17 protein-coding genes and 2 pseudogenes are annotated in these 19,015 nt (G+C 60.1%); 12 read left to right on the forward strand and 7 right to left on the reverse strand.

The window, feature by feature from the left end; genetic code table 11:
- Positions 1-115: 115 nt before the first annotated feature.
- The 9 genes and pseudogenes from AC13QY_RS05635 to msuE all read left to right on the forward strand — a co-directional run bounded on the left by AC13QY_RS05635 (position 116) and on the right by msuE (position 10,465).
- Positions 116-1,768 (forward strand): ABC transporter substrate-binding protein, encoded by a 1,653-nt coding sequence (locus tag AC13QY_RS05635; protein WP_488492849.1) that lies wholly within the window; start codon positions 116-118, stop codon positions 1,766-1,768.
- A gap of 33 nt (positions 1,769-1,801) precedes the next feature.
- Entirely contained in the window at positions 1,802-2,812 is a 1,011-nt protein-coding gene (locus AC13QY_RS05640; protein ID WP_488492850.1) for an ABC transporter permease, read from the forward strand.
- A complete protein-coding gene (locus AC13QY_RS05645; RefSeq protein ID WP_488492851.1) occupies positions 2,809-3,657 on the forward strand; it encodes an ABC transporter permease in 849 nt (282 codons plus the stop codon). Before AC13QY_RS05640 ends, AC13QY_RS05645 begins: the two co-directional genes overlap by 4 nt.
- A complete protein-coding gene (locus AC13QY_RS05650; RefSeq protein WP_488492852.1) occupies positions 3,636-5,339 on the forward strand; it encodes a dipeptide ABC transporter ATP-binding protein in 1,704 nt (567 codons plus the stop codon). The genes AC13QY_RS05645 and AC13QY_RS05650 overlap by 22 nt, the downstream gene beginning before the upstream one ends.
- Positions 5,336-6,427: an LLM class flavin-dependent oxidoreductase gene (locus AC13QY_RS05655; protein WP_488492853.1), complete on the forward strand. Its 1,092-nt coding sequence runs from the start codon at positions 5,336-5,338 to the stop codon at positions 6,425-6,427. The genes AC13QY_RS05650 and AC13QY_RS05655 overlap by 4 nt, the downstream gene beginning before the upstream one ends.
- Positions 6,428-6,568: 141 nt before the next feature.
- Positions 6,569-7,672 (forward strand): LLM class flavin-dependent oxidoreductase, encoded by a 1,104-nt coding sequence (locus AC13QY_RS05660; protein WP_113390737.1) that lies wholly within the window; start codon positions 6,569-6,571, stop codon positions 7,670-7,672.
- Entirely contained in the window at positions 7,672-8,868 is a 1,197-nt protein-coding gene (locus AC13QY_RS05665) for an acyl-CoA dehydrogenase family protein (protein WP_488493385.1), read from the forward strand. Before AC13QY_RS05660 ends, AC13QY_RS05665 begins: the two co-directional genes overlap by 1 nt.
- A gap of 2 nt (positions 8,869-8,870) precedes the next feature.
- On the forward strand, positions 8,871-9,917 hold the full coding sequence (locus AC13QY_RS05670; RefSeq protein WP_488492854.1) for a ketopantoate reductase family protein: 1,047 nt from the start codon (positions 8,871-8,873) through the stop codon (positions 9,915-9,917).
- Positions 9,904-10,465 (forward strand): annotated as a pseudogene (msuE, locus tag AC13QY_RS05675) (FMN reductase). The gene AC13QY_RS05670 and the pseudogene msuE overlap by 14 nt, the downstream one beginning before the upstream one ends.
- A gap of 314 nt (positions 10,466-10,779) precedes the next feature.
- Here msuE and AC13QY_RS05680 read toward each other — a convergent pair.
- A complete protein-coding gene (locus AC13QY_RS05680) occupies positions 10,780-11,724 on the reverse strand; it encodes a DMT family transporter (protein WP_488492855.1) in 945 nt (314 codons plus the stop codon).
- Between the two features lie 88 nt (positions 11,725-11,812).
- On the opposite strand from AC13QY_RS05680, the gene AC13QY_RS05685 reads away from it, so the two are divergent.
- On the forward strand, positions 11,813-12,433 hold the full coding sequence (locus AC13QY_RS05685; RefSeq protein WP_488492856.1) for a CGNR zinc finger domain-containing protein: 621 nt from the start codon (positions 11,813-11,815) through the stop codon (positions 12,431-12,433).
- 49 nt (positions 12,434-12,482) lie between these two features.
- Positions 12,483-12,898 (forward strand): annotated as a pseudogene (arr, locus tag AC13QY_RS05690) (NAD(+)--rifampin ADP-ribosyltransferase).
- On the opposite strand, the gene AC13QY_RS05695 reads toward arr, so the two are convergent.
- Together AC13QY_RS05695 and AC13QY_RS05700 are read right to left on the reverse strand one after the other, a co-directional pair.
- A complete protein-coding gene (locus AC13QY_RS05695) occupies positions 12,888-13,028 on the reverse strand; it encodes a hypothetical protein (RefSeq protein WP_488492857.1) in 141 nt (46 codons plus the stop codon). The pseudogene arr and the gene AC13QY_RS05695 overlap by 11 nt on opposite strands.
- A 400-nt stretch (positions 13,029-13,428) precedes the next feature.
- Positions 13,429-13,716 carry an ATP-binding cassette domain-containing protein gene (locus AC13QY_RS05700; protein WP_488492858.1) on the reverse strand — a complete coding sequence of 96 codons (288 nt, stop codon included), beginning with the start codon at positions 13,714-13,716 and terminating at the stop codon, positions 13,429-13,431.
- Positions 13,717-13,850: 134 nt separating this feature from the next.
- Between AC13QY_RS05700 and AC13QY_RS05705 the strand changes: the two genes are divergently transcribed.
- A complete protein-coding gene (locus AC13QY_RS05705; protein ID WP_488492859.1) occupies positions 13,851-14,441 on the forward strand; it encodes a hypothetical protein in 591 nt (196 codons plus the stop codon).
- Between the two features lie 467 nt (positions 14,442-14,908).
- On the opposite strand, the gene AC13QY_RS05710 is transcribed toward AC13QY_RS05705, so the two are convergent.
- The 4 genes from AC13QY_RS05710 to AC13QY_RS05725 all read right to left on the reverse strand — a co-directional run bounded on the left by AC13QY_RS05710 (position 14,909) and on the right by AC13QY_RS05725 (position 18,903).
- Positions 14,909-15,922: an aldo/keto reductase gene (locus AC13QY_RS05710; protein ID WP_488492860.1), complete on the reverse strand. Its 1,014-nt coding sequence runs from the start codon at positions 15,920-15,922 to the stop codon at positions 14,909-14,911.
- 230 nt (positions 15,923-16,152) lie between these two features.
- Positions 16,153-17,232 (reverse strand): ABC transporter ATP-binding protein, encoded by a 1,080-nt coding sequence (locus AC13QY_RS05715; protein ID WP_113354668.1) that lies wholly within the window; start codon positions 17,230-17,232, stop codon positions 16,153-16,155.
- A complete protein-coding gene (locus AC13QY_RS05720) occupies positions 17,229-18,029 on the reverse strand; it encodes an ABC transporter permease (protein ID WP_113354667.1) in 801 nt (266 codons plus the stop codon). Before AC13QY_RS05720 ends, AC13QY_RS05715 begins: the two co-directional genes overlap by 4 nt.
- A 1-nt stretch (position 18,030) precedes the next feature.
- A complete protein-coding gene (locus AC13QY_RS05725) occupies positions 18,031-18,903 on the reverse strand; it encodes an ABC transporter permease (protein WP_113396225.1) in 873 nt (290 codons plus the stop codon).
- Positions 18,904-19,015 lie beyond the last annotated feature (112 nt).

Consider the following 19,015-nt stretch of genomic DNA (forward strand, 5'->3'; position numbering starts at 1 on the left):
CTGACAAAATAATCTACAAATTTGATGGAAAAAGAACAACCAGTCTTTCTCGAAACCGATCCGCTCACATAGGCTCCTGTTCGTCATTAGCCCGGCAACCAAACAGGACTGCTTCATGAACGACCGTTCTCCTCGCCCTCTTCTTTCCCGGCGTCGTCTGCTGACCGCCACCTCTGCGCTGGCATTTGCCGCTCTGGTCGCAACAGCGAATGTAACCCCGGCATTGGCTGAGGACGGCGCGCATGACGGCGGAGATGTCGTCTTCCTGATCGATTCGCTGGGCGACACCTGGATTCCCAACAACAGCGCGATCTCCAGCTTTCAGGGCCATATCTGGGGCCATGTCACCGACAAGCTTCTTTATGTCGATGCCGATGGCAAGGTCAGCCCGTGGATCGCCGAGCGCTGGGAGCAGAACGACAATGCGACTGAATTCACCCTGCATCTGAAGACCGGCGTGACCTTCTCCGACGGCAGCCCGCTCGATGCGGCAGCCGTCGTTGCCAATCTCGACATCTGGTATGCCGGACGCAAGAGCGAGGGCATCAATCCGATCGGCCTGTTCCCCAAGACCTATGATCATGCCGAAGCCGTCGATGCGACGACCGTGAAAGTTTTCTTCAAGAAGCCGACCCTCGGCTTCATCCCGACACTCGGCTATCACGGCTCTATCCTCATCTCCCCGAAGACCATCGCCTCGCCGGCAAGCGCCCAGGCGGACCTGAGCAAGACCTCCGGCAGCGGCCCTTATGTCGTCGAGTCCTGGAAGGAAGGCGACTACGTCAAGCTTGCCAAGCGCAAGGATTACAACTGGGGTCCTGCCGCCGTCGGCCAGACCGGTCCCGCCCATCTCGATACGATCACCTACAAGCTCGTCTCGGAACCGTCGCTGCGCGTCGCGGCCGTCCAGTCCGGGCAGGCCGACGTTGCCTACAACGCATCGCCGCAGGAGCTCGAGTCCCTCAAGTCGGAAGGCCTCACGGTAGCGACGCCTCGCTATCTCGGCTTCGTCAACGGCTGGGCGATCAACACCAAGCTTGCGCCCTATGACGACGTGAGGGTTCGCCAAGCACTTCAGGCCGGCATAAATCGCCAGGAGATCATCGACACGGTCTATACGCCCGACTGGAAGCTTGCGACGTCGTTCATCCAGAGCAACGTTCCGGGTGCGACCGACCAGAGCCCGCTGCTTGCCTACAATCCTGAAAAGGCAGAGAAGCTTCTCGACGAGGCAGGCTGGAAGAAGGGAACGGGCGGCATTCGCGTCAAGGATGGCAAGCCGCTGTCGCTGACGCTGAATTCCAACCCCTACCTCGCGACATCGAAATCGATCGACGAACTGATTGCCCAGCAGCTCAGCAAGATCGGCTGGAAGGTCGATATCCGCGCCTACGACGTCGTCACCTTCGGGCAGAAGGTAAAATACGGCGGCGCGGGCGTACCGGCATATGAGGTGACGCGCTCCTTCATCGACGCCGGCACCGTCGCCAGCATCCTGACGAATGCCAACAATGGCGAGAACTGGTTCGCGCTCGACGAGAGCGACAAGACCCTCAACGACTTGCGCGACAAGATCGCCGGCGCCGGCTCCATCGAAGCCCGCAAACCGCTGCTCGACGAGTTGCAGAGATACGTCCTCGACCAGGGCTATTTCATTCCGCGGACACAGATCGTCCAGCGCATCTATGTGCAGTCGCCTAAGCTCAAGGGAGTGGTCTACAACGGCGTCGCCTATGCCAGCTACTACACCGCCACGAAAAGCGAATAGTCCGGCCGTTCAACAGACACAGAGGTGATGGGCATGAGAAAAGCCTATTTCGTGTATGCCGGAAAGCGGCTCCTGCAAGCGATCGTCGTGATCCTGTTGTCTTATGTCTTCACCTTTGTCGTCGTCAGTATCCTGCCCGGCGATCCGATTACCAACGTCCTGAACAACCCGCAGAACGGCTTCACCCCGGATGAGATCAAGGAGATCATCGCCGCGCAGGGATTGGACAAGCCGGTCCCCGTGCAGCTCTGGAACGCCTTTTCCGGCTTCGTGACTGGCGATCTTGGTCTGTCGATGCGAACCAACCGGCCGGTGGCAACGCTGATTGCGGAGGTTCTGCCGTCGACACTCGTGCTTGCCTCGGCGGGGCTCACGGTTGCGCTGTTCCTGGCGGCAATCATCGCCTACGGCACGCAATTTCTGCCCCGGCGGCTTGGCCAGGGACTGCTCCGCGGCTTCCCGTCGCTGTTCCTGTCGGTTCCGAACTTCGTGATCGGCCTGGTGCTGATCCATCTCTTCGGCTTTCAGCTCGGCGTCTTTCGCGTCATCCAGCCCGACAGTTTCTGGGCAACGCTTTTCGCGGCGATCGCCCTCGGCATTCCGATCTCGGCACAGATCGCCGAAGTCCTGATTGCCAATCTCGACCATGAATCCAGCCAGGATTATGCCGCCGTCGCACGTGGACGCGGGCTCGGCCAGATGCGTCTCTTCGTCATGCACCTACTCAAGCCCTCATCGCTTCCGGTCATCACGGTCGTCGCTTTGACGATCGGCGAATTGCTCGGGGGCTCGCTGATAACCGAGACGGTGTTTGGCCGAAACGGGCTCGGCAGCCTGGTGCAGCGGTCGGTCAGCACGCAGGACCTGCCGGTCCTGCAAGCCGTCGTCTCGCTCGCCGCAGTGGTCTTTGTGGTCGTCAACCTGATCGCCGACCTTACCTATCCGCTGCTCGATCCGCGCGTCAAACTTCTCGGCGGGCAAGACCGCCGTCCGACGACCGCCGACGACAGCTCTCTCCCCATCTCCAAGGGGCTGACCCCATGACACTTGCCTCTGTTTCCTCCACCCCCCGCACGACCGCGCTCAGCCGTCTGACGGGCCTGCGCGTGCCGCCCGTCGTCATCCTTTCGTTTCTGGTCGTTGCTCTGGCGATCGGCTGGTCTTTGGCGCCCGGCCTGTTTACCCATTACGATCCGGTGAACGGCACTCCCACTCAAAAGCTGCTCGGCCCAAGCGCGGCACACTGGTTCGGTACTGACCATCTCGGCCGCGACCTCTACGCACGCGTCGTCCATGGCACGGCTTCTTCGGTGGCGAGCGCACTGATCGCGGTCGTCATCGGCGTCGTCGCCGGCGGAATTATGGGACTGCTGGCCGGCTTCTTCGGCGGCTGGGTGGACACGGTCTTTGCCCGGCTCGTCGATGTGTTGCTGGCCATCCCCAAATTCCTGCTGGCGGTCATCGTCGTCACCGCAATCGGTTTCGACACGACCAATGCGGCAATCGCGACGGGCGTCTCAGCCGTTGCGCTGTTTGCCCGGGTGATGCGCTCCGAAGTCATCAAGACCCGACAGGCTACATTCGTCGAATCGTCCTTCCTCCTCGGTGGCTCGCGCTGGCACATTCTGTGGCGTCACGTGCTTCCGAACGCATCGCGATCGGTGCTGCCGCTTGCCGTCCTGCAGTTTGGCGATTCCATCCTGGTGATCGCCAGCCTCGCCTTCCTTGGCTACGGCGATCCGCCGCCGGCTTCCGACTGGGGTCTGCTGATCTCGATCGGCAAGGATTACCTCAAATGGCCCTGGCTGGTTTATGCCCCGGCCCTCGTCACGATCGCAACCGTCCTCTCTGTAAACAGGATCAGCCGATGGCTCCGCAAGACAGACTGACCATGCTTTCAAACCGCCCATCGACCCCGCTGCTGCGGGCCGAAGGATTGTCGGTCGCCTACGGTACCCATAGGGTCGTCAGCAATGTCGGCTTCGAGCTTGGACGCGGCAAAGGTCTCGCGCTGATCGGCGAATCCGGATCGGGAAAATCGACCATCGCCCGCGCCGTCCTGCGACTGCTTCCCGCAGCGGGACACGCCACGGGCCGCGTCGAATTCGAGGGCCAGGAGCTTCTGGGGCTTCCGGAGCGCCGCTTCCGTCCATTCAGGGGACGCAGGATCGGTTTCGTGCCGCAGGACCCCGGCAACTCCTTGAACCCGGTCCGCACCATCGGCGCGCAGGCGATGGAAGCGGCCGCACTGCTGGACGAAGCGGACAAGGCGCTTCGCAAGGCACTCGTTCTCGAGACATTCGCACAGGTCGGGCTCGACAATCCGCAGCGCGTCTACGACTCCTATCCGCATCAACTTTCCGGCGGCATGCTCCAGCGCGTGCTGATCGGGCTCGCCGTTCTGCCGCGGCCGTCGCTGCTGATCGCAGACGAGCCGACCTCCGCGCTCGATGTGACGATCCAGAAGCGTATTCTCGACCTGTTGTCGAAGTTGCAGGAGGAACTGCAGATCAGCCTTCTCCTGATCACCCACGACCTGGCGATCGCAGCCGAGCGCGCGGATTCCATCGTGGTCCTCAAGGACGGCATCGTCCAGGAGGCTGGCAGTACCGCTACGATATTCTCCGCGCCTTCCTCCTCTTACGCCAGAAAACTTCACGGCGACGTGCCGGCACTCAACCCGAACCGGTACCGGCCGTTGCGAGAGCCCGGTTTCCGGCATCTTGGCGCCCCGCGTGAAAAGACACCGAAGATCGAAGTCAGCGGCGTAACGAAGACCTTCACCGTCGACGGCAAGGTGCTGACCGCCGTCGACGACGTCTCGTTCGACGTTCAGGCGGGAACGACGCATGCGCTGGTCGGTGAATCCGGATCCGGAAAGACAACGGCGATCCGGCTTCTGCTCGGGCTTGAGCAGCTCGACGCCGGGAAGATCACTGTTGGCGGCGAACAGGTCAACGGTCGATCACCCGAACAGCTGCGCTCTGTCTGGCGGCACCTGCAGCTCGTCTACCAGAACCCCTTCACATCGCTTGATCCGACCTGGAACGTCGAGAGGCTCGTGCGCGAGCCGCTGGACCGCTTCAAGATCGGGACCCATCAGGAGCGGGCGCTTGCGGTGCGCAAGGCGTTCGCAGACGTCGGGCTGGGAGAGCATCTCCTGTCCCGCAAGCCCGCCGCCTTGTCTGGCGGCCAGCGCCAGCGCGTCGCCATTGCCCGCTCGCTTGTCCTGAAACCTGACGTGATCGTGCTTGACGAGCCTACCTCCGCGCTCGACGTCAGCGTTCAGGCCGATATTGTCGAGGTACTGCTGTCGCTGCAGGTCAAGCTCGGCCTTACCTATATTTTCGTGTCGCATGATCTGGCGCTCGTGCGCCAGCTTGCCCACACGGTCTCGGTCATGCAGCGCGGACGCATCGTCGAGCATGGCACCGTCGGAGAGATCTTCGACACCCCCCGCCAGGCCTATACGCGCTCGCTGCTGGAATCGATCCCTTCGGGTGCCGCACGTTTCACACGCACCCACCCCCCGCAGCACCGGCAGATCTTCGACAAGGAAAAGATTGCATGACCGTCATCGCCCCCGCCGCGGCGCCGTCCGCGTCATTCCGTCCGAAGAAGCGGCTTGGCTTCAACACGCGTGTCTCGTTCAACGACGAGACCGGGCCTGCTCACGGCTTGCGGGAGGGCATCGAACTTTTCAAGGCGGCCGAACGTCTGGGCTACCAGTCGGGCTGGGCCTATCAGCGCCATTTCGACCATTATCTGTCCTCACCGCTCCCCTTCTTTGCCGCAGCCGGCCAACACACCAGCCATATCGTCCTCGGTTCGGCCGTCATTCCGATGCGCTATCAGGACCCCATCCTGCTGGCGGAAGCCGCAGGCACGACAGATCTCCTGATCGGCGGCCGGCTGGAACTGGCGATCTCGACCGGCTCCAACGCCGCCTTCGATGCCGTCTTCGGCACGGTCGATACCGATGCCCGGACGGAAGCCAAGCGCCGTCAGGCCCGTTTTCTTTCCGCGATCGCAGGCGAAGTTCTGCACACCATCGCAGGACTCGGCCAGGGTGCCGCGGAGGGCAGCCAACTCAGAGTGACGCCGCATAGTCCGACCCTTCGCTCGCGCATCAGACAGGGCTCCGCCAGCCTTGGATCGGCGATACAAGCCGCCGAACTCGGCATCGGGCTGATAGCGGGAACCGTACAGCATGATCACGCCGAAGGTGAGAGCTTCGCAGATTATCAGGCGCGCTGCATCGAGGCTTTCCGAGCCACCTGGCGGAGGGAACAGACAAGCGAGCCGCCGCCTGTTGCCGTGGCAGCGTCGATCCTGGTCGGCACCACGCCGGACCTTCGCGAAAAATACGCCGCCTATGATCTCGAGCGTCGCACCCAAGGCATTGCGGCATCGCGGCCGAAGGGCGCGCTTGAGCCGAGCTCGCGGACCAATCAGCCGCCAGGAAGCCAGATCTCACCGGTCTTCCACGGCACGCCGGACCAGGTCATGGAAGCGGTGCTCAGTGATCCCGGCCTTGCCGCGGCCGACGAAGTCGTCCTCTTTCTGCCGCCTGCCTTCGACCTTGCCGAGAACATCCGGCTGCTCACCGATCTTACTGAAACCGTCGCTCCAAGCCTCGGTTGGTCGCCCGACTGGTAAGGCCGCCGCCCGGCCAGATCTTCCGCGGGAGCGATTAGGGAATATTTTCTATAGTTTCAATGGAAATAGAAAGACCTGTCTTCCTTACTTCTTAGCTGCCGCCTAACTTTTGTCCAACATTCGACAATCAGAGGAGCTCCCATGTCCGCGGAATTCATCAGCGTTAGCTTTCCCAACGCCTCGAACGATCTCAATCCCATCCCGGATGCTCCGGTGGATCCCAGCTATCTCGAGCGCTATGCACGCGCGCTCGATGACTACGGCTTCAACTATACGCTGATCCCCTACTCGTCCTCCTCCTTCGACCCATTCACCATTGGCGCCACCGTCCTTGCGCATACGAAGAACATCAAGATCATCGTCGCGCTCAGGCCCAATACCGTCTATCCGACGGTCGCGGCCAAATCGCTTGCCACACTTGACCAGTTGAGCGGCGGGCGCGTGGTTGTCCACTTCATAGCCGGCGGCAGCGATGACGAGCAGGCGCGCGAGGGCGACTTCCTCGACAAGGAGCAGCGCTACGAGCGGCAGGAGGAATATATCCGTATCCTGCGGCTTGCATGGAGCTCAACGGAGCCCTTTGATTTCGACGGCAAATACTACCGGTTCAAGCAATTCCGCAGTGCCGTTCGCCCGACGCACGGACTGATCCCGATCTCGCTCGGCGGATCATCGGACGCCGCCTACCGCATTGGCGGCTCTCTCTGCGACATCTTCGGACTGTGGGGCGAGCCTCTGGCGGAAACCAAGCAGCAGATCGAGCGGATCTATGCCGAGGCGGCAAAGGCCGGTAGGACCGACCGGCCTCGAATCTGGGTGACCTTCCGTCCGATCGTCGCGGAGACCGACGAACTGGCTTGGGAAAAAGCCCACCGGGTCCTCGATCGCCTTAAGGAAAACCGGGAAAAGGGCCTTCATCGCGCGCCGCCCACCGCCCCTCGCCCCGCCAATGTCGGATCGCAGCGGCTTCTCGACATTGCCGCACGCGGCGACGTCCATGATCGCGCCCTATGGTATCCGACGGTTACTGCGACCAATGCCTCCGGGGCAACCACCGCGCTTGTCGGATCGCCGCGCACGATCGCCGATTCGATCCTCGACTATATCGATCTCGGCGCCGACCTGATCTCTATCCGCGGCTACGACAACTTCAACGACGCCGTCGACTACGGCCGCTACATCCTGCCGCTGGTGCGTGAGGGCATACGCGAACGGGAAGAGGCAAAGAAGAAGGCCGCGGCTTGATGATCGCCCATGACACGCCTTTCGATCCAGGCCTGCTGAAGGCGACGACGCGTGCTCTTGCGGACGCTGCCCCGGAGGCGGACCGGACCGGGGACTTCCCATGGGTCGGTATCCGCGCGGTTCATCAAAGCGGCCTGCTCGAAAGCACCGTCGCGGCGAGATATGGTGGCGCCGGCGCAACCCTATACGAGGTCGCGACGATCCTTGCGGCGCTCGGCCGGGGTGATCCGTCGGTCGCGCTCATCAGCGCGATGACGATCTTCAGCCACCTCGGCCAGGCAACAAAAAGCCATTGGCCGGAGGATCTCTATACGAGCCTGCTCGCACAGGCCAAGCAGCATCCGCTGCTTCTTAACGCCGCGCGTGTCGAGCCCGAGCTCGGCTCACCCGCCCGTGGCGGCCTGCCGGCGACGGTCGCTCGCCGTACCGCCTCCGGCTGGTCTATCACCGGCCGCAAGCGCTTCGTCACCGGCGCGCACGGACTGACCCATTTCCTGGTCTGGGCACACACCGATGAAACACCCGCCCAGGTGGGAACATTCGTCGTTCCGAACAAGCTTCCGGGCATCCGCGTCATCGAGAACTGGAACAGCCTTGGCATGCGTGCCTCCGGCTCTCACGATGTCGAATATACCGATGTGGAAATCCCGCTGGAGAACGTCATCGATCTGGTCGATCCATCTGTCGCGCAGCAGGACAACCGTGCCCACGCAGCGATTACGCTGGCGCTGACCGCGCTCTATCTCGGGGTGGCCGAGGCGGCACAGGAGGCGTTCATCCGCTTTGCCCACGAGCGTGTTCCGACCAATCTTGGCCACGCGATTGCACGCACTGAACGCTTCGTGACGCTTTCCGGTGAAATCGACCTTCTCGTCTCCGGCGCCCGGCAGATCATTTTCGATGCCCTGAAGGACAAGCAAGCCGAGGCCGAAAAGCACATACGGGCCCGACTGCTCGCCGGCCGGCAGCTGCGCGACGCGGTCCAGATTGCCGTGCGCGGCATTGGTAATCCCGGCCTCGGCAACGAACTGGGACTGGAACGCCATTTCCGGGACATTCAGTCGGTGCTTGTCCATGCGCCGCAGGAAGATACATCCATTTCCATTCTCGGGCGCGCCGCCTTCGAACGTTGGAAGAGCGAAAGGGACGCGCCATTGGCGCCTCCGGTCAGTCTCACCGTATTGAAGACGGCCTGATCATGACACGCTACATCATCATCGGTGCCGGCGCGGTCGGCGCGAGCCTTGCTGCCGAGTTCGAAACGCATGGCATTCCCTATGTACTCGTTGGACGCGGCGCCCAGATTGCCCATATCGCCGCTCACGGTCTCTCGTATCGACGGCCGGGCGCACACCGTGTGCTCCGGCTCAACACCGCCGACACAGCTTCGCCACCAACGCTTCGCCCGGGTGATATTCTGGTCCTTGCGGTCAAGGCACAGGATGTAGAGTCGGCCACGAAATTCTGGGCCTGGCGGCAGGTCGAGAATACAGGCTTTGCATCGGAACTACCTCTCGTAACGTTGCAAAACGGGCTCGCCGCGGAAGATATCGCGCTGCGGCGCTTCGATCGTGTCTATGCGGCCAGTATCCGTATTCCGGCGTGCTACACCATCACTGGCGAGGTGGTTGTCGGAGGCGAGCCAAATGTCGGCATCGTCGCCCTCGGCCGCTACCCCGAAGGGCTCGACGACACGACAGTGTCAATCGTCGCCGATCTTGCAAAGGCGGGCTATCTCGCCGAAGCGCGCCCCGACATCCCGCGATGGAAGGCAGCTAAGCTCGAACACAACGTCACCAATGCGGTCGAACTGTTCGCAGGCTCTCCCGAGCTCCGCTCAAGAGCCGCAGCCGGCCTGGCACAAGAGGCACGCGCCGTTCTCATTGCTGCCGGTTACGATCCGGCAGCCCCCTCGGAGTGGACGATCGACATCTCGTCCTGGCGCGTCGCGCCAGAGAGCGGCATCAAGCCCGGCCAGCAATCGACCTGGCAAAGCTTCACCCGCGGCACCTCAAGCGAGGTCGATTATCTGAACGGCGAAATCGTCCGGCTAGGAAGAATTCACGGCGTCGCAGCACCTATCAACGCAGCCTTCCAGCGGGCAGCAGCGAGGCTTGCGATCGATGGCCATTCCCCAGGCACGCGAGATATTGGCGAATTCTATCCCGTCATTACCGAAAGGGCAGCACTGAGCGGGCCTGCGGCCCCGCAAACCGACAGAAAGGAAAGATATGGGAACCCCTAGGATCGCCGCGATATCTGGAAGCTTTAGTCGGCCTTCCAAAACCACAGCGCTCGTGCAGCATGTCGCCGGACGCGCAAGCGATCGCTACGGCTTTGATAGGGTGACTTACGACATGATTGATGTCGGGCCATCGCTCGGTACTTCTCTTCTGGCGCAAAGAACTCGATGACAAGGCGCAGCATGTCATCAAGGAGATTGTCGACGCCGATATTTTGATCGTCGGTGCTCTAACCTATAAGGGTACATATCCTGGCCTCTTTAAGCATCTAATCGACCTCATCGCCCCCCATGAGCTGAAGTCGAAACCGATCCTCATCACAGCAACAGGCGGCGGCGATCGTCACGTGCTCATGGTGGAGCACCAGCTTCGCCCATTGTTTGGGTTCTTCATGGCTCACACGCCGCCAACCGCGATCTATGCCTCGGAGCGGGATTTCATCGATTACACGATCTCGTCAGAACAACTCACCAAACGCATCGATGAAGCGGTAGGCGAAGTGGGCGCATTCTTCCCCCCGTCAAAAGCCAATCGTGCTGTGGCCGAGTGAAGCTTTCCCACAAACTAGCATCGCCGTGTTGCCTTCACGTCTGAGGAGCCGCAAAAGGTCGCCGCGCGTCGGACATGCTCGGCACGAGCAACCGCCCGCGTGCCCAGCTTTTGCTCTTGATGGGGAGCCGAACCTACCAGCTCGTCATCCTGGGTCCGGGCAGCTGAAGGGAATCGAACCGCTGTTTTCGTGTCGCATCCGGCGGAGTGCCGTAACTGTCCCAGATTGCCAGGTAATGCGTGATAAGGATATCATCATGCTCTGGCGTCGCCTTTAGGTATTCCATTGTTCGGCCTTTCTGTTGTGCCCCAACGTCAGCTTTCGACCGGCGCACGTCTGGCGGTCGGCGCCTCGACCATGGCGAGATAGGCGCCGGTCAGCATGACGATGATGCCAATGACGTCGGAAACGGTAACCTGTTCAGAAAAGAACAGCGCGCCGAGCACAACGGCAATCACGGGAGATACGAAGGCATAGCTGCCCGCACGGGAGGCGCCGATATCCCGCAACAGCCGCATGTACGTCGTATACCCGACCAGCGAACCAAAGATCACAAGGAAGAACCAAGCCGTCCAGGCGCTCGTGCCCCAGTTTCCTGAAACAGCGGCCACAGCACCCGGCTCGAATATCAGTGCAGCGACCATCAGCGCGATGCCACCGACCAGCGTCGTGATACCGGCAACGAAAACCGCTGGATAGGATCGCAGCAACGGTCGCGCCAGCACCGAGCCGTAGCCATAGGTAAACGCCGCCGACGAGACCGCCAGCCCGCCCCATAGGCTCGCACCATCGAATGCTTCCGATTTCGATCCGCTTCCGCCTGCCGCCGACGGCCAGAACAGAACCACCAAACCTGATACCCCGAGCGTGATTGCCAGGATCCGCCTGACGTCGAGCCTTTCCTCCCGTAACAACAAGGCGAAACACAAAAGAGCGATGGGTGTCAGCGACATCTCCAGAACCGCGGCCGTGCCGGTGTCGATATACTGCATGCCCCAGAACAGCGGCCCGTAGCACAGAGTGATCATCAATATGCTGATAGCGATGAAGCGGATGCCATCTTCGATCTTCAAGCCCGCAGCCTCGCCCTTAATCAAGCCATAAACAAGCAGCAACAGCCCCGCCGCGGCGAAGCGCGTTGCCGCAAAAAGCAACGGTGGAACGGCTTCGATGCCGGCCTTGCTCGCGATCCACGTGCTGCCCCAGATGATGCACAGCATCAGAAAGCGGAGCTGATTCCTGTTCAAACGATAGGCCATGGGGTTTCCAATTCATGTAACGGATAAATATGCTATAGACCGTTACAACTAGCTCTTGCCCAAATCGTTCCGCGATCCGATATTCCCTATGATGACAAGACAGAAAAACATTGGCGAGATCAGCCTGCTCGGCGGCCACCCCGCACTCGACTTCGTCAACACGGTCGATAGTCGTGGCGAGCGATGGGGTCCGGAGTTCTTGAACAGCTACAGCGACCTGGTTTCCTGGGCTGGGCGCCTCGAGGTCATTGATGACGAAGAGCAACGCACCCTGCTTTCGCTGGCGACAAAGTCGCCTTCTGAAGCGGATAGGGAGTTATTCCGTGCCAGGGAGCTGCGAGAGACCCTCCATCGAATTTTTTTGACCGAAGCTGGCGACGAGCCGGTTCGCATGAAAGACCTTGAGCTGCTCGACCAGGTCGCAAGGCGCGCGCAGGCGCAGCGCAGATTGGTCGACGTCGGTGAGGCGATCGAATGGCGGCAATCGCCCGCAGACCATCTGGACGCAATTTCAACTCGCGTCGGCTGGCTGGCCGCGGATTTGCTGACATCGCGACGGAATCGCCGCCCGATCCGGGCATGCGAAGGTCCGAACTGCGGTTGGCTTTTCCTCGACCACTCACGTAATGGTTATCGGCGCTGGTGCTCTGACAGGACGTGTGGATCACATGCCAGGGTGCGGAAGTTCCGGGCCGTGCGAGCCGAGTAAATGACGCGGCCACGCACAGCAAGGTTCACGCGCAAAAGGAGATAGAGCCATGTCGGTAGCTGCAACCACCTTTTCAAATCGTTTTTTCACGGTACCCGCGCCGATCTGCGGCCCAGGGGCATGATCGCCGTCGGCTACCCGTCCAATTTCGCCGCCGACACGCAGTTATCATGGGTATACTTCACAGGCACGATGGATGCGGCGATTTGGGGTGCTGAATTGGCCGCGGGTGAAAAACCCGGACGCATCTATGTCGTCGAGCCAACCGGTGCCTGGTTCGATGATCCGAACGTGACCGACAAGAAATTTCCGGGAAACCCAACCCTCTCCTATCGATCGAGGGACCCGTTGCGGGTGATCGGAGAGGTCGTGAACTGGCGGGGTCATACGGCGGAACAGATCCGTCAGATGAAAGACGGGTTGGCGCGCTTAACGGCCGAAGGTGCTAACGTCATTATCGATTGACCGCCGTCGGATCGAGGTATTTCAGCGGCCCGTCGATCTCGTCCATTTCCCATATTTGGAGATCAGGCCTCGATATGATCGCCAGCGCCGCAAACAGGGCAGGCCTCAGGACATCCAAAAGAAGAGCCATGGAAATATCCGCCCTCGATCATCTCGTCATCAACGTCGCCGAAGTTGAAACCTCCGACGTACTGCATGTGGAAGGTTCTGGGGATGAAAAGGCTGGAGCACGGAACTGACCGAGATCGTCCTCGAACAGCTCTCTTGTTCGGCTCTCAATGGATCAACCTTCGGCCAGTTCGGATCACGAAGCAGGAATGGTTTACGGCAGATCACGAGACTGTTGGCAGCGATGATCTATGCTTCCTGACAACCACTTCTCCGGAGGAGGTGATCGCTCATCTGAGACAACGCGGGTTGATATCGTGTCAGGTCCAGACGATAGAGAGGGAGCGCGCGGGAAACTGCGATCAGTGTACTGCCGGGATCCGGAACAACCAACGCGGCCATGTAACAAGCAGGCCAGGGCGCTATGCCATCGCAAAAGATGAAACTATTGAAAAAACGAAACCAATGATTGCGTAAGCCAGCAAGAGAATCGTTTGACATCCGATTTGTGCTAGGCCGGTGGTTTCGATATCATCCGCTGTCGGTCTATCGAGTAGTCCGATCAGGTTAATCAACGTCGTCTTGCCAGACCCCGAGGAGCCGATCAGCGCGCGGAATTCACCAGCCGCGACACGCAGACTGACGTCTTGCAGCACAGTCAATCTCGATTCGCCTCCATAAGCTCTGCTCGGGCTCTTGAGTTCAATCAACAAAATCTCCGTGTCAGGTTTGTTGTTTTCAATCTTTCGTAGAAAGGATCACACAAGCTCCACTCTCTACGTGAATATTTGACGCTAATTGTTGGCGTATTGTCAGCTTTCGATAGATTGAATGGAGGTCCATCGTGCAAGTCGCCTCAAGAAGTGTTATCCAGTCAATTCTTTTAATCGCTCGGCGGTACGCCCTAGACAAGAGCTCAAAAGATAAGAATGGCAGCGAAACCGAGGGTAATTTCCAGGCCTCATCGTCTCTAGGTGGCGTGAGCTACAGCCAGGGCTATTCGTCTTTTCAAAGCAGCCTCGCAAAGGCGAGTGTCGATGGCACATCGACTGCGTCAGGCGCTGATACACTGGTCGCAAATGGCGGCGGCCTCATGTCGGACGCAATGACCCAATCAGATTGGGACCTCATCAAAAAGACGACGGGCCTGACGCCGGCAAATGACAAAAGAGGTGGCTGGTACGATGCCGAAGGTAATGAAGTCTATTCAGGCTCGGCTGTCGATCAGGCGGGCGCAATGGTCTTCGCGATGTCCGACATGAGGATATCCTCAGCGCAATTCGGCTCGGGTGGCGATATGTTTTCGGGGGCGAGCGAGATTACCACAGAACAGCTTCAGCAATATCTTGAGAAATATCAGAGCGCTGCCGAAAATGGCGCCGGGCCGTTCAGCTCAACGGTTCTTCAGGACCTTGAAAAGGCGCTTCGCAGCTAGAGCCATAGCAAGATCCGGACGAAATCAGCATTTGACTATAGAGCGCGATATGGACCGAGCGCATAGTTGTAAAAATAGACAAAATCAATCTTAAGCTGATTTTATTTCATCGAAGTATAATTATAGCTATTTAAGCGCCTTCCTCCGCAAGCTAGCATTACCTGTGCAATTCCCATCGATTTGCAAACGCCATGAATTTGATCATAAAGGTAGGTATTCGCGTCCCGGTAAGATGATCGTGCGCCAATCAGCATGAATCTCTTCGGCAGACAACAATTGTGCTCTTGATGGGATACGAACACGCGACCCTTCCAACCCAGATCACCAGCCACTGAAATCCACAAGGTTATCTTGCGCGATTACGATTGCCTGCGGCTAAACGAAACTCCAATTGAGAACGCATCGCCGCTGGTTTATTGCGGCCGCGACACGACGGCAAAGAGACCTAACCCGTCAGCCCCGTCAGCCTATTCGTGGGGCGACGACTGGAGACCCGCCAGCGCCTGATCGACCGCCGCCATCACATCTGCCGGCAGCGGTCCCTTGGCCAGGGCTCCGGCGTTTTCCTCGACTTGAGCAACCGTGCGGAAGCCGGGAATTGGCAGCGTGCGCGGCGAACGCGCCCATAACCAGGCAAGCGCACCCTGTGTGAGCGTGCGGCCGCCCTCAGTCAGCAGATTGCGGACCGCTTCCAGGCGCGCGGCGAATTCGGGAGCAATCCTGCCGTCCTTGAAGTAGACCATCCAGTCGAGGCTCGCACCACGCACATCCTTTTCGCCGACTGCCTTGTCAGGCGTGAACTTGCCGCTGAGCAGCCCCATGGCGAGCGGACCGCGATTGATGGAAATCAGACCATTACGCTCGATGACATCGATCATCGCCGGGACAGGCTCGAAGACGTTCATCGTATGCTGAACCGAAACGAACCCTGAGCGATGCACGTGACGTGCGGCGCGGTCCGGATGATCCGTACTCCAGCCGAAAGCATCGATCTTGCCTTCGGCTTTGAGCGCTTCGAGTGTCTCAAATACCTCGTCAGAAGCTTCGAGCGGAAAATCGTTAAGATGGAACTGCAGCAGATCCAGACGATCGCGGCGCAAGCGGCGCAATGACGTCTCAGCGGACCGCCGGATAAAGGCGGGATCGGAAAAGGCGCCCGTGGCTTGCTTGGTCCTCTCGTCCGTCGCGAAGCCGAATTTGGTGGCGATGGTGATATTGTCCCGATTGCCGATCGCCCTGCCGACCACCTCTTCGGAATGACCAGCCCCGTAATTCGAGGCGGTGTCGAAGAAGCGAATGCCGAGATCCACCGCCCGGTCGATGGCACGGACCGATTCATCATCATCGACGTCACCCCAGCCGAGCGGCACATCGCCAGCATAAAACGGTCCGCCGATCGCCCAACATCCCATGCCCAGGCGTGGAATTTCCCGGCCATTCCAGAGCGTCATTGTGGTCGTGCTATCCGGTTTAGTCAGCATGTCGTCCTCCACGATCATCTATCGTTGCAGGCAGACATAGGGAGAGATGCCAGGGCGATAAACAACCAAATCTGCAGGGTATTTTTCATCGATGAAAAACGGCTGGCGGCTGCGCAATACAAATCCGGGAAGCTCTACATGGTATAGAACGCACTCTGGCGTAAATAGCGCTGCCGTCCTCGCTGCCATTGTCTTCATCGCGCTTCAACAACGCCAGCCTCCGGTCAGCGCTAACAGAAGACATGCGCGGCGTCGGGATCGAACTCCAGATGCACGTTATCGCCGCGGCTAAGACCCGAGATGGCTTCGTGGCCGAAGGGCAGGCGCACGGACAAGGTTTCGCCGGCGGCGATCCGTGTCGTCACATGCACGTTGTTGCCGAGGAAAGTGATATCGTTGACGGTCGCGCTGAGGCCCTTGCTCACACCCGCCTCGCGCCCGAGCCGGATGCGTTCCGGCCGCAACATCAACGCCGCTTTGCTCCCCGACGCCGGCCGGCCGTGAACCGGGATGCTGTCGAAGATGATCTTGTCGCCGAGTGAGATCGTCGCCTGGCCATTGTCCGATGAAAGCAGATGACAGGAAATGAAGTCGCTGTCGCCGATGAACTCGGCGACAAAACGAGTGCGTGGATTGGCGTAGAGTTCCGGGCCGGTTCCTATCTGATCGATGATGCCTTTGGAGAAGACGGCGATGCGATCGGACAACCGCAGGGCCTCTTCTTGGTCGTGGGTCACATAGAGGATCGTTACCTCGGTTTGCTCGTGGATCCTTTTGATCTCGTGCTGGATTTCTTCGCGCAATTTCTTGTCGAGAGCCGACAACGGCTCGTCCATCAAAAGCACTGGCGGGTCATAAGCGAGTGCCCTCGCAAGAGCGACGCGCTGCTGCTGGCCGCCGGACATTTGCGCGGGCTTGCGATCCTCGAAGCCTTCCAGCCGGACAAGGCGGAGCATTTCCCTGACACGACTGTCGACCTCTGCCTTGGGCTTGCGGCGCACCTTCAACGGAAAGGCGATATTCTCTCCGACGGACAAATGCGGAAATAGCGTATAGCGTTGGAACACCATGCCGATATTGCGCTTGTGCGATGGCGTCGACAGCAGCGTCTCGCCGTTCAGCAGGATATCGCCCTTGGTGGGGTTCTCGAAACCGGCGAGGATATAAAGCGTCGTGCTCTTGCCCGAGCCGGAGGGGCCGAGAAAGGTCAGGAACTCGCCGCGCTTGACCTCGAGATTGACGTCGTGGACCGCGACGACGGGACCATATTCCTTGCGGATGCCTTTGATCTTCAGGAAGGATTCGCTCATTTTCTTAGAACCTTGCGCACGATCGCGGCCAGCGTCATCAACATGACCGTCAAAAGGATGAGAAGTGTGGAGGCAGCAGCGACGACCGGCGTCAGGTCCTGCCGGAGCGTCGCCCAGACTTTGACGGGCAGCGTCTGCAACGTCGGGCTCGCCATGAAGATCGCAACGACCACCTCATCCCAGGACGTCAAGAACGAGAAGACGGCAGCCGAGAACAATCCGTGGCTGATGGCGGGCAGCGTGACCCTGATCTTCGCCTCGAGCGGAGATGCGCCGCAAAGCACGGCGGCATCCTCGATCGACTTGTCAAAGCCTTCGAGCGCGCCGGCGATCGACAGGATGGAAAAGGGTAGCGCCAGAACCAGATGGGACAACACGAAGCCGACTAAGGTGCCGCCCAGCCCAATTCGCAGGAAGAAGGCGTAGAGAGCGACGGCGAACACGACGACGGGGAGGATCATCGGCGTCAGGAACAGTGCCTTCAGCGCATCACGAAACATGAACTTCCCGCGCACCAGGCCGAAGGAGGTCACAAGACCGAGCAGCACCGAAAGCACGGTGACGATCGAAGCGATCTTGAAGCTCGTCCAGGCGGAAGCCAGCCATTGCGGATCGGAAAGCAGTTCCGCGTACCAGCGCCAGGTCCAGCCCGGCGGCGGAAAGATCAACCATTGCGATGAGCCGAACGACAAGGCGGCGATGAACAGGATCGGCAGAAGAAGAAAGGCCGCAGTCAGGACGGTGATGGCAAGCAGCACATATTTCCACCAGCCGAGACGATCGAAATTCAGCAACATCTCAGCGTCCCCCCGTGCTTTGAACGCCGAAGAGCCGCAGCTGGACGGCATAGAGCGTCAGGGTGACGACCAGCAGGACGAAGGCGGCCGCGCCGCCCATGCCCCAATTGACGAGCGATTGCACGAACTGGGCGATGAGTTCGGCGAGCATCATGTTCGCGGTGCCGCCAAGCAGCGACGGCGTGACGTAGTAGCCGAGCGACATGACGAACACCATCAGGGCTCCTGCCATCATGCCGGGAGCGGCAAGCGGTATTAGAATGCGAGTGAGGCACTGCAGACGGCTGGCACCGCACAGCGCCGCCGCCTGCAGCACGGCCGGATCGATCTTCTTGATGACGCCGTAGAGCGGCAAGATGATGAAGGGCAGCATGATATAAGTCATGCCGATCGTCACACCGGTCAGGTTATTGACGAGGGCAAGCGGCTTGTCGATCAGGCCCATGCCGATCAGCATCTTGTTGATCAATCCCGTACGCTGCAAAAGCACCATCCAGGCATAGGTGCGCGCGAGCAGGTTCGTCCACATCGACAGCAGCAGGATCGCAAAGACGACCGAGGACCAGCGCGACGGCATGATCGCCAGCGTCCATGCCACGGGAAAGCCGATCAACAGCGATAGGACGGTGACGACGCCCGACACGATGAACGTGTTGGCGAAGATCTTCAGATAGGTTTCTGAGCCCAGCAATTCGGCGTAATTGCCGAAGCCGAAAGCCGGCTCCATCACGCTGCGCAGAAGCAACGCGATGACCGGAAAGATGAAAAAGATCGCGACGAAGGCGAGGGCCGGCGCGACCTGCGCGAATCCGGTCGACCCTGCCGTCTTGCGCGCCGGTGCGGCCGCGTCCGCGACGTCTACGTATGTCGACATGGCAATCCTTTCCCACCATGGGCGCTGTTGAGCAGCGATCGCTACGCACAGGCCTGGACCTCGCATGCCCCACCGCGGAGATTTGTCCGCGGTGGTCTGGTCATCTCCGCCG

It is taken from the genome of Martinezella sp. CNPSo 3795 (assembly GCF_057784475.1).